Annotated in this window: 14 protein-coding genes; 7 read left to right on the top strand and 7 right to left on the bottom strand. The window is 40.4% G+C overall.

The window, feature by feature from the left end; translation table 11 throughout:
* Positions 1 to 32: 32 nt before the first annotated feature.
* From yidC to rpmH, 4 genes are all read right to left on the bottom strand, one after another.
* On the bottom strand, positions 33 to 1661 hold the full coding sequence (yidC, locus tag ACHSBP_RS03040) for a membrane protein insertase YidC (RefSeq protein WP_010561313.1): 1629 nt from the start codon (positions 1659 to 1661) through the stop codon (positions 33 to 35).
* A gap of 8 nt (positions 1662 to 1669) precedes the next feature.
* Positions 1670 to 1936 carry a membrane protein insertion efficiency factor YidD gene (gene yidD / locus ACHSBP_RS03035; protein ID WP_010561312.1) on the bottom strand — a complete coding sequence of 89 codons (267 nt, stop codon included), beginning with the start codon at positions 1934 to 1936 and terminating at the stop codon, positions 1670 to 1672.
* Between the two features lie 79 nt (positions 1937 to 2015).
* Complete coding sequence (gene rnpA, locus ACHSBP_RS03030; protein WP_010561311.1) at positions 2016 to 2444, bottom strand: ribonuclease P protein component; 429 nt, start codon at positions 2442 to 2444, stop codon at positions 2016 to 2018.
* Between the two features lie 4 nt (positions 2445 to 2448).
* Positions 2449 to 2583: a 50S ribosomal protein L34 gene (gene rpmH / locus ACHSBP_RS03025; RefSeq protein ID WP_010376846.1), complete on the bottom strand. Its 135-nt coding sequence runs from the start codon at positions 2581 to 2583 to the stop codon at positions 2449 to 2451.
* Positions 2584 to 3129: 546 nt separating this feature from the next.
* Here rpmH and dnaA point away from each other — a divergent pair.
* From dnaA to ACHSBP_RS02990, 7 genes are all read left to right on the top strand, one after another.
* On the top strand, positions 3130 to 4509 hold the full coding sequence (gene dnaA / locus ACHSBP_RS03020) for a chromosomal replication initiator protein DnaA (RefSeq protein ID WP_040642370.1): 1380 nt from the start codon (positions 3130 to 3132) through the stop codon (positions 4507 to 4509).
* A gap of 12 nt (positions 4510 to 4521) precedes the next feature.
* Positions 4522 to 5625, top strand: a complete 1104-nt coding sequence (gene dnaN / locus ACHSBP_RS03015; protein WP_010561309.1) for a DNA polymerase III subunit beta — start codon at positions 4522 to 4524, stop codon at positions 5623 to 5625.
* Between the two features lie 22 nt (positions 5626 to 5647).
* Positions 5648 to 6742 carry a DNA replication/repair protein RecF gene (gene recF / locus ACHSBP_RS03010; protein WP_010561308.1) on the top strand — a complete coding sequence of 365 codons (1095 nt, stop codon included), beginning with the start codon at positions 5648 to 5650 and terminating at the stop codon, positions 6740 to 6742.
* A gap of 12 nt (positions 6743 to 6754) precedes the next feature.
* On the top strand, positions 6755 to 9172 hold the full coding sequence (gene gyrB, locus ACHSBP_RS03005; RefSeq protein WP_010561307.1) for a DNA topoisomerase (ATP-hydrolyzing) subunit B: 2418 nt from the start codon (positions 6755 to 6757) through the stop codon (positions 9170 to 9172).
* Positions 9173 to 9310: 138 nt separating this feature from the next.
* Entirely contained in the window at positions 9311 to 10234 is a 924-nt protein-coding gene (gene glyQ / locus ACHSBP_RS03000; RefSeq protein ID WP_010561306.1) for a glycine--tRNA ligase subunit alpha, read from the top strand.
* A 2-nt stretch (positions 10235 to 10236) separates the two neighbouring features.
* Complete coding sequence (gene glyS, locus ACHSBP_RS02995) at positions 10237 to 12303, top strand: glycine--tRNA ligase subunit beta (RefSeq protein ID WP_010561305.1); 2067 nt, start codon at positions 10237 to 10239, stop codon at positions 12301 to 12303.
* A gap of 174 nt (positions 12304 to 12477) precedes the next feature.
* Positions 12478 to 12936, top strand: coding sequence for a hypothetical protein (locus ACHSBP_RS02990; RefSeq protein WP_021033062.1), 459 nt, complete (start codon positions 12478 to 12480; stop codon positions 12934 to 12936).
* 58 nt (positions 12937 to 12994) lie between these two features.
* On the opposite strand, the gene tusA is transcribed toward ACHSBP_RS02990, so the two are convergent.
* The 3 genes from tusA to fadB form a co-directional block, all read right to left on the bottom strand.
* Positions 12995 to 13237 carry a sulfurtransferase TusA gene (tusA, locus tag ACHSBP_RS02985; protein ID WP_010561303.1) on the bottom strand — a complete coding sequence of 81 codons (243 nt, stop codon included), beginning with the start codon at positions 13235 to 13237 and terminating at the stop codon, positions 12995 to 12997.
* A gap of 140 nt (positions 13238 to 13377) precedes the next feature.
* Positions 13378 to 14541 carry an acetyl-CoA C-acyltransferase FadA gene (gene fadA / locus ACHSBP_RS02980; RefSeq protein ID WP_105173025.1) on the bottom strand — a complete coding sequence of 388 codons (1164 nt, stop codon included), beginning with the start codon at positions 14539 to 14541 and terminating at the stop codon, positions 13378 to 13380.
* 1 nt (position 14542) lies between these two features.
* Positions 14543 to 16705 (bottom strand): fatty acid oxidation complex subunit alpha FadB, encoded by a 2163-nt coding sequence (gene fadB / locus ACHSBP_RS02975; protein ID WP_395388125.1) that lies wholly within the window; start codon positions 16703 to 16705, stop codon positions 14543 to 14545.
* Positions 16706 to 16980 lie beyond the last annotated feature (275 nt).

Here is a 16980-nt window from a genome sequence, read left to right as displayed (position 1 = left end):
CACTGTGTCGCCTTTCATTTATTTAGTTCGGTTTATGATTTAACCGAGATACCTTTCTTTTCCATGCCTTTGTAGATGTATAGCATCTGAGCAATTGAAATTAAGTTAGATACTAACCAGTACATTACAAGACCTGATGGGAACCAGATAAAGAATACTGAGAACATTACCGGCATCCAAGTCATCATTTTCTGCTGCATTGGATCTGTAACCGTCATTGGCTGCAGCTTTTGCATAAGGAACATACTTGCACCAAATAGAATTGGTAAGATGAAGTATGGGTCCATCGCTGCTAAGTCATTTAGGTATAAGAATTCAGTGTGACGAATTTCTACTGATTCCATAAATACATAGAATAAACCTAGGAAGATTGGCATTTGTAGCAATAGTGGGAAACAGCCACCCATAGGGTTAACTTTTTCTTTGCGGTACATTTCCATCATTGCTTGACCCATCTTCTGACGGTCATCGCCGTAACGATCTTTCAGCGCCATAATTTTTGGCTGAAGGTTACGCATTTTAGCCATTGAGGTGTACTGGGCTTTAGTAAGTGGGTAAAGCACCATTTTCACGATAACGGTAATCGCGATGATTGCTAAGCCTAGGCTACCAATTAAGCCGTATAACCACATTAGTAATGAGTGTAGAGGTTGTGAAATAAACCATAACCAGCCGTAGTCTACGGTTAGGTCTAAGTCTGTTTGTAACGCTTCAAGCGTAGCAGAATCTTTAGGACCCATATAATACGTAGAGCTAATTGTATGCGTGCTATTTGCTGCAACGTTTTCTAGTGGGCCTTTTAAACCGATAATAACTGAATTATCGCTGCGAGCCTTAGTGTAAATGTTGTTTTGTTGCTCTTGGTTTGGTACCCATGCACTTACAAAGTAGTGCTGGATAAAACTGATATAACCCGTTGTAGTGTTAATATTTAGGTCACGCTCTTTAATGTCATCAAAGCTGTACTTTTCGTAAGGCTCTTCTGCTGTACCGTAAGCTGTACCTAAATATGTTTGGTCAATCATGCCACCTTTTTCGGTGATCGAACGCTTAATTTGCGTAAATAACTGAACTTGCTTTGTTTCAGCTGTGTTGTTAGCAATTTGATATTCAACGGCAACATCGTAACGACCCGCTGTGAAAATATATGTTTTGGTATAGCTAACACCGTCTTTAACAAATGTAAGTGGTACACGTAGCTCATCACCTTTTAGCTGGTAACTTGTTTGTGCTGCTTGGTATGTTGGACGACCGTCAGATGATGCATCTGGTCCGTGTAAACCAATTAAGCCACTTTGTGAGAAATATTGATTGCCGTCTAACACGCCAAGCAACATAAATGGGTTATCGCTATCGATTTTTTCTTTGAAATTTAATAGCTTGGTTTCGATGATATCGCCACCAAAGGTATCAAGTTTTACAGAAAATACATCGGTTGTTACATCAATAATTTGACGTGAGTTTGCGACGTTCGCTACAGGTAAGTCGCCAGTTGATGACTGTGGAACAAAGTCATTGTTGGCAGACTGGTTTGTAGATGTTTGCGTTGTAGCACTTGTCTCGGTATTTACTTGTGGGTTGTTATCCATATTCCATTGTTGGAATAAAAGAAAACTTACCAAAAGAAAACCGATAAATAAAAACGTGCGTTGTGATTCCATAACAGCTCTTATTTCTCGCGGTGTTGTTTAAGTGAATTTTGTTTATCAGGCACGGGATCATCCCCACCTGGATGCAAAGGGTGACATTTTATAATGCGTTTCGCTGCGAACCAACTCCCTTTTACAAATCCATGTATTTTTATTGCATCTATCGCATAACTTGAGCATGTCGGGGTAAAACGACAGTTTTGGCCAAGCAGTGGACTGAGTAGTTTTTGATATACCTTAATAATTAAGATCATCAGATTACTCGGCAGAGCAAATAAAAAGTGCATTTAATGAAAAAGTGCCTGATTAAAAGGTGAGCTAACTTTACCTAAATTTGCCTAGTTTTGCTATGCAACAACAGGTTTATTAGGCTTTGTTATTCGGTTTTTTTGCGTTTTTGTTTTTTTGCCAGTGATTAGGGCGTGGTTTTGGCTTATAGCCAGGTTGGCAACGCTCATTAATTTTGCGCCAAAGCTTAGTTAATTGCTTATGCAACTCTTCGTTAGATAATTCATCAACGCCAGTTTTAACCATTAAAACAATATCAATATTGTCGAGTTGATGGCGGTTTAAGCGGAAATTTTCACGGGCAAGTCGTTTAATGCGATTACGTTGTACTGCTTTTTTAACGCGTTTTTTAGCTATGGTTAAACCAAGACGTGGATGGTCTAAATCATTTCGTTTTGCTAAAAGAGTAAAGTGTTGATTTGCTGCGCGTGCAGGCTCATTGAAGATGCGGGAGTAGTGTGAGGGAGTTAACAGACGTAACTCCCTACCAAAGCGAAAGTCTTCCACTATATTAAGCAGAAAGAACCTTACGGCCCTTAGCACGACGACGTGCTAAAACTTTACGACCATTTTTAGTCGCCATACGTGCACGGAAACCGTGAGTACGTTTACGCTTAAGAACGCTAGGTTGAAAAGTTCTTTTCATAACTATATTCCATCCGATCGGTTAAAAGTTAAAACATCCTATGCAGGTCGCGATCCTGGCACAGGTGCCATTGCGAGCGCGAGATGTTATAGAGAAGCACACACAAAGTCAATAAAAAACACACAATAGTCGCGTTAATTATAAGCATTGAATAAAAGCCGTTCTAATCTTAACAAGGTAGTTACATTTACCTTTATATAAGGAGAGATCGTACTGTATTTCTCTGTTGATCCAGTGAGGATCAATTTTAAAATAAAGTTTTCCACAATGATAGTGTAAAAATTGCGACTTTTCTTTGGAAAACTTTTATAGATCTACTTTAATCATTTTGATCAAGCTTTTTATTAATAATTTATCCACATTATTTTTTAACTAAAAAGCATTTAAAAATAATAAGTTATATATTTACCTGTGTCAGATCATAAAAAATATAAAAATCAATGTTGATGTTGTGGATAAACTAGCTTCATAATGGCAGTCTTAACTTGGATTTGATGCTTAATTTCTGCTCCATTTTGGTGAGCGGGAATATTATTGGGGGTTGCCGTGTATTTGTCGGTTTGGCAAAGCTGTCTTTACGTTTTACAAGATGAACTGCCATCACAACAATTTAGTATGTGGGTGCGTCCGCTACAGGCAGAAAGCACTGAAGATACCCTCACTATTTATGCGCCTAACCGCTTTGTGCTTGATTGGGTGCGTGAAAAATACCTAAACCGTATTAACGAGTTATTAATTGAGATTTGTGGTGACGAAGCGCCGGAATTACGTTTTGAAGTTGGCAGTACGGTTAATATTAGCAAACCCGCAGCACCACAAACACCAGCGCAAGAAAAAGCAGCAGTTGAAGCGCCCGTTAAAAAAGAAAACAAAGCGCCTGTTGAGCCTGCACCTAAAAACATGCCTAAATCAAATATCAAAGAAAACTATACCTTTGATAGCTTTGTTGAAGGTAAATCGAACCAACTAGCAAAAGCTGCAGCAACGCAGGTTGCTGATAACCCTGGTTCGGCCTTTAACCCTGTTTTTATTTATGGTGGCACAGGTTTAGGTAAAACCCACTTATTACATGCTGTCGGTAATGGCATCTTAGATAAAAAAGAGAATGCAAAAATTGTTTATATGCACTCTGAGCGTTTCGTACAAGATATGGTAAAAGCGCTGCAAAATAATGCGATTGAAGAATTTAAACGTTATTACCGTAGCGTTGACGCATTACTTATCGATGATATTCAGTTTTTTGCTAATAAAGAACGTTCACAAGAAGAGTTCTTTCATACCTTTAATGCATTATTAGAAGGTAACCAACAAATTATTTTAACCTCAGACCGCTATCCAAAAGAAATTGAAGGGGTAGAGGATCGCCTTAAATCGCGATTTGGCTGGGGTTTAACTATTGCGATTGAGCCGCCAGAGCTTGAAACGCGCGTCGCCATCTTGATGAAGAAGGCGCAGCAAAGCCAAATTAAATTACCTGAAGAAGTAGCATTCTTTATTGCCAAGCGTTTGCGTTCTAACGTACGTGAACTAGAAGGGGCATTAAACCGCGTAATTGCCAATGCTAATTTTACCGGTAGGCCAATTACTATCGACTTTGTAAAAGAAGCGCTGCGTGATTTACTCGCATTACAAGATAAACTGGTAACGATCGATAATATTCAAAGAACAGTCGCAGAGTACTACCGTATTCGCGTTTCTGACTTATTATCAAAACGTCGCAGTCGTTCAGTTGCAAGGCCACGCCAAGTTGCAATGGCATTATCAAAAGAATTAACCAATCACAGTTTGCCTGAAATCGGCGATGCGTTTGGCGGACGAGATCATACAACCGTGCTACATGCATGTAGAAAAGTGAAGTCACTTCGTGAAGAATCTCACGAAGTAAAAGAAGATTATCAAAACTTGATTAGAACTTTGTCATCTTAGGACGAGTACAGCATGAAAATTACTATTTCGCGCGAGCAATTTTTACAACCTTTAATGCAGGTTTCAGGGGCGATTGAGCGCAAACATACGTTACCGATTCTATCTAATGTGTTGTTAGAGGTAAAAGAAGGTGTACTTTATTTCACAGGTACCGATCTTGAAATAGAACTTGTAGCAAGTGTGGTATTAGCCGAACCAGTAGCAGACTGTAAGCTTACATTACCGGCTAAAAAGCTATTGGACATTTGTAAGAGCTTGCCTGATGGTTCTGATATCACGCTAACGATTCAAGACGCACAAGTGTTACTTACGTCTGGAAAAAGTCGTTTTTCATTAGCGACATTAGCGGCGGAAGACTTTCCTAATTTAGAAAACTGGGATAGCGAAGTAACCCTTAACCTAACGCGTTTAGAACTTAGAAAGTTACTTGAGAGTACAAGTTTTTCTATGGCAAATCAAGATGTTAGATACTATCTGAATGGTATGTCACTGGAAATCGAAAACGATGTAGTTAAAACGGTTGCAACCGATGGCCACCGTTTAGCATTAGCGCAAAAACCATTAGAAGCATCACTTAATACTCAACGACAGGTAATTATTCCACGTAAAGGCGTACAAGAAATTATGCGCTTATTGATTGCTGACGATGAAGTTGTTGAAATTCAGTTAGGCGCTAATCATGTTCGTATTATCGACCAAGCATTTATCTTTACATCTAAATTAGTTGATGGTCGTTTCCCTGATTATCGTCGCGTATTACCACGTGGTGGTGACAAACAAATTGTGGCTAATCGCGAGTGGTTACGCAGCGCATTTGCCCGAGTATCGATCCTTTCAAACGAAAAATTCCGCGGTGTAAGGTTAAACCTTACTTCAGGCGAGTTAACGATTTCTGCCAATAACCCAGAGCAAGAACAGGCGGAAGAAACCGTAGAAGTAATGTACCAAGGCCCTGATTTAGAAATTGGTTTTAATGTGTCGTACTTATTAGAAGTATTAAATACCATTAAAACCGAAGACGTTTTATTTACCTTACTTGATTCAAATAGTAGTGCATTAATTGAAGGACAGGGCGACGAAGGCGCCATGTACGTTGTAATGCCGATGCGTTTATAGTGGTTGGAGTAAGTATAATTAAATGAGCTTAGTTACCTTTAATGTTTCAAATTTTCGTAATATTGAAGCGCTAAGCTTTGAACCCTCTCCTGAAGTTAATGTGATTATTGGAGAGAATGGCAGCGGTAAAAGTAGTTTACTTGAAGCCATTTATTTTCTGTCTCACGGTAAATCTTTCCGCACTTCTAAATTTAAAGCTGTAATTCAACATCAAAAAAATGCCATGGTACTGCATGGTAAAAAGCAATTTAACAGCCTACAAATCCCTGTAGGGCTGCAAAAAGAACGCTCTGGTGATACGCTGGCAAAAGTTCATGGAAAGCGCTGTGACCGCATGGCACAGCTTGCAGAAGTGCTTCCTGTGCAAGTGATTACCCCAGAAAGTTTTGAGCTGTTTTTTGGTGGTCCAAAAGAGCGCCGTCGCTTTTTAGATTTAGGATTGTTCCACGTGGAACAAGAGTTTTATTATCATTGGTATCGTTTTAATAAATTATTGAAACAACGCAATGCGCTGTTAAAGCAAAAACCACATGGATTTGAGCAACAAATTCAGTTCTGGGATAAAGAATTTGTAACAATCGCGACAAAGATAAATACACTTAGAACCACATATATAACTAGGTTATCTAACCTGTTTTTTGATAAGATAGCTAGTCAGATTGAATTATTTAAAAGTCTTACTTTTGATTTTTCTCCAGGTTGGAAAGCTGAAGATGATTTAGCTGAGCAACTGGGTAAAAACTTCGAAAGAGACGCAAAACTGGGTTACACCAGTAAAGGCCCTCATAAAGCCGATATCAACTTTTTAATTGACGGTATCGCAGTTGATAATTTTTTGTCACGGGGGCAGTTGAAGCTTTTAATGTATGCGCTAAAGATTTGTCAAAATAGCCTGATTGAAAGTGAAACAGATAAACAATCACTTTTTTTAATTGATGATTTACCGTCTGAATTAAGCAGTGAAACAAAACAAGCTGTAAGTGAGTTACTCGCTCATTCAAATTCACAGCTGTTTATAAGCGCTATTGATTACGACAGTATTTCAGCTGTGGTGGAACCTCTAAATAAAAATATGAAAGTGTTCCACGTGAAACATGGCAAACTAATAACAAGTTAATTGGAAGAAACCATGTCTGAAAATTACGATTCGTCGAGTATTAAAGTACTAAAAGGACTGGATGCAGTAAGAAAGCGTCCTGGGATGTACATAGGTGACACGGATGATGGAACGGGTCTTCATCATATGGTGTTTGAAGTCGTTGATAACTCAATTGATGAAGCATTAGCAGGCTTCTGTGATGATGTTTATGTAACTATCCATTCTGATGGTTCTGTATCGGTACGCGATAATGGTCGTGGTATTCCGACAGAAATTCACGAAGAGGAAGGTGTATCTGCAGCTGAAGTTATTATGACGGTACTTCACGCTGGTGGTAAATTCGATGACAACTCATATAAAGTATCGGGTGGTTTACACGGTGTAGGTGTTTCAGTAGTAAATGCACTTTCTGAAAAGCTAAAACTAACCATTCGCCGTGAAGGTAAAATTCACGAACAAATTTATAATATGGGTGAACCTGCTGCGCCATTAGCAGTAGTGGGTGAATCAGAGACCAATGGTACTGAAATTCGTTTTTGGCCAAGCTCAGAAACATTCAGTGATGTAAACTTCCATTACGATATTCTTGCAAAGCGTTTACGTGAACTTTCATTCCTAAACTCAGGTGTAAGTATCATTCTTGCAGATGAGCGTGATGAGAAGAAAGACCACTTTAAATATGAAGGTGGTATTCAAGCGTTTGTTGAATTCCTAAATACCAATAAAACACCAGTTAACCAAAATGTTTTCCACTTCACTTCAACACGTGAAGAAGACGGTATTAGTGTAGAAGTAGCAATGCAGTGGAACGATGGTTTCCAAGAAGGTATTTACTGCTTCACAAATAATATTCCACAACGTGATGGTGGTACGCACTTAGCGGGCTTTAGAAGCGCCTTAACGCGTACATTAAATACGTATATGGAAAAAGAAGGCTTTAATAAGAAAGAGAAAAGCAGTGCTTCAGGTGACGATGCCCGTGAAGGTTTAACTGCGGTTATCTCTGTTAAAGTACCTGATCCAAAATTCTCATCTCAGACGAAAGACAAACTTGTATCAAGTGAAGTTAAATCGGCTGTAGAGCAAGCTATGGGTGAAAAATTAAGTGAATACTTATTAGAAAACCCACAAGATGCAAAAATAGTAGTTACTAAGATTATTGATGCAGCGCGTGCGCGTGAAGCAGCACGTAAAGCGCGTGAAATGACACGCCGTAAAGGTGCAATGGACCTGGCAGGTTTACCAGGTAAATTAGCGGACTGCCAAGAAAAAGACCCAGCACTTTCTGAACTATATATAGTGGAGGGTGACTCAGCGGGCGGTTCGGCTAAGCAAGGTCGTAACCGTAAGAATCAGGCGATTCTACCGCTGAAAGGTAAAATTCTAAACGTTGAAAAAGCACGTTTTGATAAGATGCTATCTTCGCAGGAAGTTGCAACGCTAATCACAGCATTAGGTTGTGGTATTGGCCGCGATGAATATAACCCAGAAAAACTGCGTTATCACAGTATTATTATCATGACCGATGCCGACGTCGATGGTTCGCACATTCGTACGTTACTATTGACCTTCTTCTATCGTCAAATGCCAGAGATTGTTGAGCGTGGTTACGTATATATTGCTCAGCCACCACTATATAAAGTGAAAAAAGGCAAGCAAGAGCGTTACATCAAAGATGATCCAGCGTTAATTGAATACTTAACAACATTGGCGTTAGATAACTCATCGCTATACGTTAATGAAGATGCGCCTGCAATTAAAGATACGGCGTTAGAGTCGTTAGTTAAAGATTATCAAGCGACCGAAACAATTATCACGCGCCTAACACGTAAGTATCCATTAAGTGTGCTTAACTCATTGGTTTACTCAGCTAAAATTAATGAAGCAGATTTAGCGAACGAAGCGCACGTGCGTGAGTGGACGGATAATCTTGTTGCTTACTTAACGGAAAAAGATACCGACGCAACTATATTCACGGCACAAGTGAAGAAAGATGAAGAGCGTAACTTATTCTATCCAAATATTGTAATTCGTCAGCACGGTGTAGACCGTGAGCATGTACTGAATTACGAATTCCTAACGTCTCGCGATTATTTAGCAATTGCGAAAACGGGTGAGCAAATTGGCAACCTAATTGAAGAAGGTGGCTATATTCAACGTGGTGAAAAGACCTTACAGGTTTCAAGCTTTGTTGAAGCGCTTAACTGGTTAATTGCTGAATCTAAACGTGGTTTATACATTCAACGATACAAAGGTCTTGGTGAGATGAACCCAGATCAGCTTTGGGAAACTACAATGGACCCTGAAGTACGCCGTATGTTGAAAGTAACTATTGAAGATGCGATTGCAGCTGACCAATTATTCTCGACGTTAATGGGTGACCAAGTTGAGCCGCGTCGTGAGTTTATCGAACAAAACGCGCTTAAAGTTGTGAACTTAGATGTTTAGAATATAGTGAATATTTTTCATAAAAGGGCCTAAATGGCCCTTTTTTATTGGCCGTAAATCAACAAATCGCTTAAAACCTGTTTGCTGCCGCGGTATACTGTGGCGTAATTTTTCAGATTAAAATATCAGCTAAAGCCAATGCAAAAATACGATATCAAAACCTTCCAGGGAATGATCCTAGCATTACAGGATTACTGGGCACAAAACGGCTGTACTATCGTTCAGCCACTCGATATGGAAGTAGGTGCGGGTACATCGCACCCGATGACATGTTTGCGTGCACTTGGCCCAGAGCCAATGTCTACTGCATACGTTCAACCGTCACGTCGTCCAACTGATGGTCGCTATGGTGAAAACCCGAACCGTCTGCAACATTACTACCAGTTCCAAGTTGCGTTAAAACCGTCGCCAGATAACATTCAGGAGCTCTATTTAGGCTCTTTAGAAGTATTAGGTGTTGACCCTCTAGTACATGATATACGCTTCGTAGAAGATAACTGGGAAAACCCAACGCTAGGTGCTTGGGGTCTTGGTTGGGAAGTGTGGTTAAACGGTATGGAAGTGACTCAGTTTACTTACTTCCAGCAAGTAGGTGGCCTTGAGTGTAAGCCTGTAACAGGTGAAATCACTTACGGTATTGAGCGTTTAGCGATGTACATTCAAGAAGTAGATTCAGTATATGACCTAGTTTGGAACCATGCGCCAGATGGTAGCAAGGTTACTTACGGTGATATTTTTCATCAAAATGAAGTTGAACAATCGACTTATAATTTTGAACACGCCGACGTTGATTTCTTATTTAGTTTCTTTGACCAGTGTGAAAAAGAATCACAAGAATTATTAGCGCTAGAAACACCGTTACCACTTCCGGCATATGAGCGCATCTTAAAAGCGGCGCACGCATTTAACTTATTAGATGCACGTAAAGCAATTTCAGTGACAGAACGTCAACGCTATATTCTTCGTATTCGCAACCTTACTAAAGCAACTGCTGAAGCGTATTACGCATCGCGTGAAGCGTTAGGTTTCCCAATGTGTAAAAAAAGTGGTGAGGAGAAGTAATCATGGCAAAAGAATTTTTAATTGAATTAGGCACTGAAGAACTACCACCAACACAGCTTCGTACGCTAGCTGAAAGCTTTGCATCAAATTTTGAAGCAGAATTAAAAGCTGCTGAGTTAAGTCATGAAGGCGTAAAGTGGTTCGCTGCACCGCGTCGTTTAGCGCTAAAAGTAGCGGCACTTGCTGAATCTCAATCTGACAAAGTCGTTGAAAAACGTGGCCCAGCAATTTCAGTTGCATTTGATGAAGACGGAAATGCGACAAAAGCGGCACAAGGTTGGGCGCGCGGTAATGGTATTACCGTTGAGCAAGCTGACCGTTTAAAAACAGAAAAAGGCGAGTGGCTTTTATTCAAACAAGAAGTAAAAGGTAAAGCGACTAGCGAAATTATCGTTGAGCTTGCAGCGCAAGCGCTTGCTAAATTACCGATCGCCAAGCCAATGCGTTGGGGTAATAAAACAACGCAATTTATTCGCCCAGTTAAAACATTAACAATGTTAATGGGTAACGAGTTAGTTGCGGGTGAGATTTTAGGTGTCGCATCAGATAGAACTATTCGTGGTCACCGCTTTATGGGTGAACAAGAGTTTACCATTGATTCTGCCGAGCAATATCCAGCGATTTTAGAAGAGCGCGGTAAAGTAATGGCAGATTACGAAGCACGTAAAGCGATTATTCTTGCCGATGCACAAAAAGCAGCGCAAGCTGTAGGTGGTATTGCGGACTTAGAAGATGACTTAGTTGAAGAGGTAACTTCGCTTGTTGAATGGCCTGTTGTACTGACGGCTAAGTTTGAAGAAGAGTTCTTAAAAGTACCTTCAGAAGCTCTTGTGTACACCATGAAAGGTGACCAGAAATACTTCCCAGTTTACGACGAAAACAAAAAGTTATTACCTAACTTTATCTTTGTTTCAAACATTGAATCAAAAGAACCTCGTTATGTAATTGAAGGTAATGAAAAGGTTGTTCGTCCTCGTTTGGCTGATGCTGAGTTCTTCTTTAATACCGACCGTAAGCGCCCGTTAATCGATCGCTTACCTGAGTTAGACCAAGCTATTTTCCAAAAACAGCTTGGTACCATTAAAGATAAAACTGACCGCATTACCGAGCTTGCTGGTTACATTGCTGAACAAATCGAAGCAGACGTTGAAAAATCTAAGCGTGCTGGTCTACTGGCAAAATGTGACCTTATGACATCAATGGTATTTGAATTTACCGATACGCAAGGTGTTATGGGTATGCACTATGCAACGCACGACGGTGAAGATGCGGAAGTGGCGAAAGCACTTTACGAACAATACATGCCGCGTTTTGCAGGTGACGAGTTACCAAGCTCAGGTGTATCCGCTGCAGTTGCGATGGCTGATAAGCTCGATACGATTGTGGGTATCTTCGGTATTGGTCAAGCACCAAAAGGTTCAGATCCATTTGCGCTACGCCGTGCATCACTAGGTGTATTGCGTATTATTGTTGAAAAGGGCTATAACCTAGACTTAGTAGATTTAATTGCAAAAGCAAAATCGCTATTTGGCGATAAGCTTAGCAATGACAATGTTGAATCTGATGTAATTGATTTTATGCTTGGTCGTTTCCGTGCTTGGTATCAAGACGAAGGCTTTAGTGTTGACATTATTCAAGCAGTGTTGGCACGTCGCCCAACTAAGCCAGCGGACTTTGATCAACGCGTTAAAGCGGTATCTAACTTCCGTGAATTAGACGCAGCAGAAGCGCTCGCAGCGGCTAATAAGCGCGTAGGTAACATCTTAGCTAAGAATGAAGCAGAACTTACAGAGACTGTTAATGAGAGCCTATTAGCTGAAGACGCTGAAAAGCAATTAGCAGAGAAAATTGCGCACTACCAAGTGGAATTAGCTCCGGCATTTGCAGCACATGATTACCAAACTATTTTGACGAGTCTTGCAGATTTACGTGGAGTAGTTGATACCTTCTTTGATAACGTAATGGTAATGGCTGACGATGAAGCCGTGAAACTAAATCGTTTAACAATGCTGAGTCAGTTAAGAAGTTTATTCTTACAGGTAGCGGATATTTCACTGTTACAAAAGTAAGCAAAACGCACAGAAAAAGCCGGTGTAATCACCGGCTTTTTTATTTTAAAGCCACTTATTCTGTATTTAGCTTAGTTATAGCGGAAATATTCGCAACAGGTACAAAAGCCGCTTGCATAAAATTATACGATATTTAGTATAGTAATTAAGCTTAGAAAATCGCGGATAACAACAATGAAAAGAGCATCACTTTCAATTATGGCACTTGCTAGCTTAGTACTAGTTGGTTGCTCAAGCACAGACGATAGCCTATTAGATCAAACAAGTAATGTGGGTAATGTTGATACCACACTATATCTACGTGGTGACTTTACTTTATGGGAAGCGCAAAAAGCCTATCAATTAACACAGCAAACAGCCAATGTTTACAGCACAAAAGTTAAGTTTGGCTCAATTGGTAAAGCATACGAATTTAAAGTAGCTGACGCTAATTGGACGCAAGGGTATAACTGTGGTTTTAAAAATGAAGACTTAGATAAGTTTTTAGAAGTTGGTATTCCAGTACAAGCAAACTGCGACAGTGTGTATAACTATTTTAGTTTTACGCCTTATGAGGCTGGCTGGTATGAAGTATCAATAAACTTCCGCAACAAAAGTACGCCACTGGTTACGATTAACCAAATTTTTGAGTAGGCAATTGAGCTAAATTAAACAAGCTCTTGTCTTACCGGTAAGCAATAAAAAAGGGCGTTTAAAGCCCTTTTTTTATTAAATATTTATACGGTTCATTTTCTACTTCTTGTGCCAATAAGGTGTGATCCATAAAGCGACAAAAAGACGGGATATCGCGGGTTGTTGATGGATCATCTGCAATCACTACTAAAGTTTCACCGTGCTGCATTTTTCGAATTGCACCACGCACCATCATCACCGGTTCAGGGCAACGTAAGCCAATTGCATCAAGCGTGTGATCTGCATTTGAAAAATCAGTCATGGAAAATTTAGCCCTGTTAAAAAGTAGAGGCGGAATTGTAGGTGGCTAAGCGTGTGATGTAAACCGTCGTGCATAAAAAAGGCGCTGCTCTTTCGAGACAGCGCCTTATCACCAAGAATAAATCGGTTCTTGTTTAAATCTTACGGGCGTTCAAAAATGGTTGCGATGCCTTGGCCTAAACCAATACACATGGTTGCAAGACCATATTTTGCGTCTTTGTCTTCCATAAGATTAATAAGTGTTGTGCTGATACGCGTACCTGAACAACCTAGTGGGTGTCCAAGTGAAATTGCACCACCGTTTAGGTTAACTTTTTCGTCAACCACATCGGTTAAACCTAAGTCTTTCAGTACCGGTAAAGCTTGTGCTGCAAATGCTTCATTAAGCTCTGCTACATCAATATCATCAATAGTTAAGCCAGCAGCTTTTAAAGCCTTTTTCGAAGCGGGAACAGGGCCGTAACCCATGATTGATGGATCGCAACCAGCAACACCCATGGCTTTTACTTTTGCACGAATGGTTAAGCCAAGTTCGTTAGCTTTTTCTTCGCTCATAATAAGCATTGCAGATGCACCATCTGAAAGCGCTGATGATGTACCAGCTGTTACAGTACCATTTGCTGGGTCAAACACTGGGCGAAGCTGTGACAGGCCTTCTACAGTTGTTTCAGGACGAATTACTTCATCGTCTTCAACTAAAATCATTGCACCGTCAGCATCGTGGCCAGTAATAGGGTAGATTTCATTTTTGAAACGACCTTCTACCGTTGCTGCGTGAGCGCGAGCATGAGAACGCGCTGCAAACTCATCTTGTTGCTGACGAGAGATGCCGTGCTGCTTACCTAAGTATTCAGCAGTTAAACCCATCATGCCTGCAGCTTGTGCTACTGACTTTGATAAACCTGGGTGAAAGTCAACACCGTGGTTCATTGGTACGTGACCCATGTGTTCAACACCACCAACCAGGTAAACATCACCACAGCCGGTCATAATTGCACGTGCTGCATCATGTAAGGCTTGCATAGATGAACCACATAAACGGTTAACTGTAGTTGCTGGTACGCTGTGAGGAATACCTGCTAACAGCTGCGCGTTACGCGCAACATTAAAGCCTTGCTCTAGCGTTTGTTGTACACAACCCCAGTAGATATCATTAATATCAGCTGGATTTAAAGCGGGGTTACGTTCAACTAACCCTTTCATTAATTGTGCACTTAAATCTTCGGCACGTACGTTTCTAAAAACACCGTTTTTAGAACGACCCATAGGGGTACGAATACAATCAACAATTACTGGTGTTTTCATATTATGCACCCTCTACTGAATAAAATTGACGACCTTCTTCTGCCCACTGACGCGTGATATCAGAAACTTGGTAAATCGCACCTAAGTGTGCGTATTGATCCGCTTTTGCTACAAAGTTAGCTAAACCAATCTGGTCTAAATAACGGAAAGCACCACCTCTGAATGGAGGGAAGCCTAAGCCGTAAATAAGTGCCATATCTGCTTCTTGTGGTGAAGCAACAATGTTTTCTTGTAAACACAGAAGCACTTCATTCAGCATTGGGATCATACAACGGTCGATGACTTCTTCTTTGCTAAACTCTTTTGGTGCATCGCAAATCGTGCTTAGTAGCTCAATTGCATCTGCATCTTTTGCTTTCTTAGGTTTACCTTTACGGTCTGGTGCGTATTGGTAGAAACCTTTACCATTTTTCTGACCAAAACGACCTTCTTTAACAAGCAGAGCAACTGGATCTTTTTCTTGTTCAGCCATACGTTCAGGGAAACCGTCTGCCATTACACCTGTACAGTGATTTGCTGTATCAAGACCAACAACATCAAGCAGGTAAGCAGGGCCCATTGGCCAGCCAAACACGTTTTCCATTACTTTATCCGCTTTCGCAAAATCTGCACCTTCAACCACTAACTGGTTAAAGCCGGCAAAGTAAGGGAAAAGCACACGGTTAACAAAGAATCCAGGGCAGTCATTTACAACAATCGGTGACTTACCTAATTTTAATGCGTAATCAACAACGGCATTAATGGTTTCGTCAGATGTTTTTTCACCGCGAATAATTTCAACCAGTGGCATACGGTGCACAGGGTTAAAGAAGTGCATACCACAGAAATTTTCTGGTTTTTCAAGTGCACTTGCTAATTCATCAATACGAATTGTTGAAGTATTTGATGTTAGTACTGTGCCTTCAGGCATGTCTTTTTCTAGTTGAGAAAGTACTGCTTGTTTAATCTTTGGATTTTCAACAACCGCTTCAACAATGATGTCAGCTTTTTTAACATCGTCATCGCTTAGCGTTGGTTTGATTGCGCCTAAAGTTGCAACCATTTGCTCAAGCTTCATATGACCGCGTTGAACTTTATTGCCAAGCAGTTTTGATGCTTCTTGCATACCAAGATCAAGGGCAGCTTGGTTGATGTCTTTCATAATGATTGGCGTGCCTTTATAAGCAGACTGGTATGCAATACCGCCACCCATAATACCTGCACCCAATACAGCAGCTTGCTTGATATCAGTTGAACTGTTTTTAGCAAGTTTGCGTGCTTTAGACTTAATAAATTGGTCTGCTAGGAAAATACCCACTTGCGCAGCTGCTTCATCAGTTTTAGCCAGCTTAGCAAAGTTCATATTCTCAATTGCCATTGCTTCAGTGCGGCCGTGGTTTGCAGCAGCTTTAATTGTTGCAACAGCCATCAGCGGAGAAGGGTAATGACCTTTTGTTTTACCAAATACCATGCCTTGCGCTGTCGCAAAGCTCATGCCTTGTTCCATTTGGTTCATAGCTAGCGGGTCTAACTTCGCTTGGCGTTTTGTTTGCCAATCTAGTTTTCCGTTTGCTGCTAGTTCAACCATTTTAATTGCTGAATCAACCAGCTTGTCTTTTGCTACAACAGCATCAACAGCACCCACAACAAGCGCTTGCTTAGCACGGTGTTCTTTACCTGTTGTAATCCACGTCATGGCATTATCAGCACCGATAATACGTGGTAGACGAACTGTACCACCAAAGCCCGGCATAATGCCTAGTTTAACTTCAGGTAAGCCCATTTTTAATTCTTCACTTGCTACGCGGAAGTCAGTAGCAAGTACCCATTCACAACCACCACCAAGGGCCATGCCATTGATTGCTGAAATCGTTGGGAAAGGTAAATCTTCGAGTAGGTCGAAAACGTCAGTAGCATTTTTAATCCACTGAGTTAGTTCTTCTTCAGATTTTTTAAAGGTAGGTAAAAATTCAAAAATGTCAGCACCAACAATAAAGTGATCTTTGTCACTGGTGAAAATCATACCTTTAATGTCTTTGTTAGCAGCTAGCTCTTTTAATGCAGCGCCACAGTCGCTAAGAGTTTGCTGAGAAAGCTTATTTACTGAGCCTGGAACACAGAACTTAAACTCAGCAATGTTGTCTTTAACAAAAGCAACCTGAAAAGATTCGCTTTGAAATAGCATATTATTGCTCCCTAATTTCTCGCACTATAACTGGTACGATGAGTTTGGTTTTTACGCAGTGTCGCTTCTTTGCGATTAAATTGCAATTAAAATTTTAGTTGGCTTTTTACATAAGATTAAAAACTGGACAAAAAAATTAACGTAAGTGTTGTCAGTGGTCGTATCAATAAGGGGATTAAGCTTAAAAGGCTGACGTTTAGGTTTGCATTGATTAAGATGGCATTACTGCAGTTAGCGTAAACGCTAGAATTATGCAGCGCATTTTTAAATTTATT

The sequence above is a fragment of the Pseudoalteromonas sp. XMcav1-K genome, assembly GCF_044005875.1.
Taxonomy (GTDB): domain Bacteria; phylum Pseudomonadota; class Gammaproteobacteria; order Enterobacterales; family Alteromonadaceae; genus Pseudoalteromonas; species Pseudoalteromonas spongiae.
This window is presented reverse-complemented; position numbering and strand designations above follow the sequence as displayed.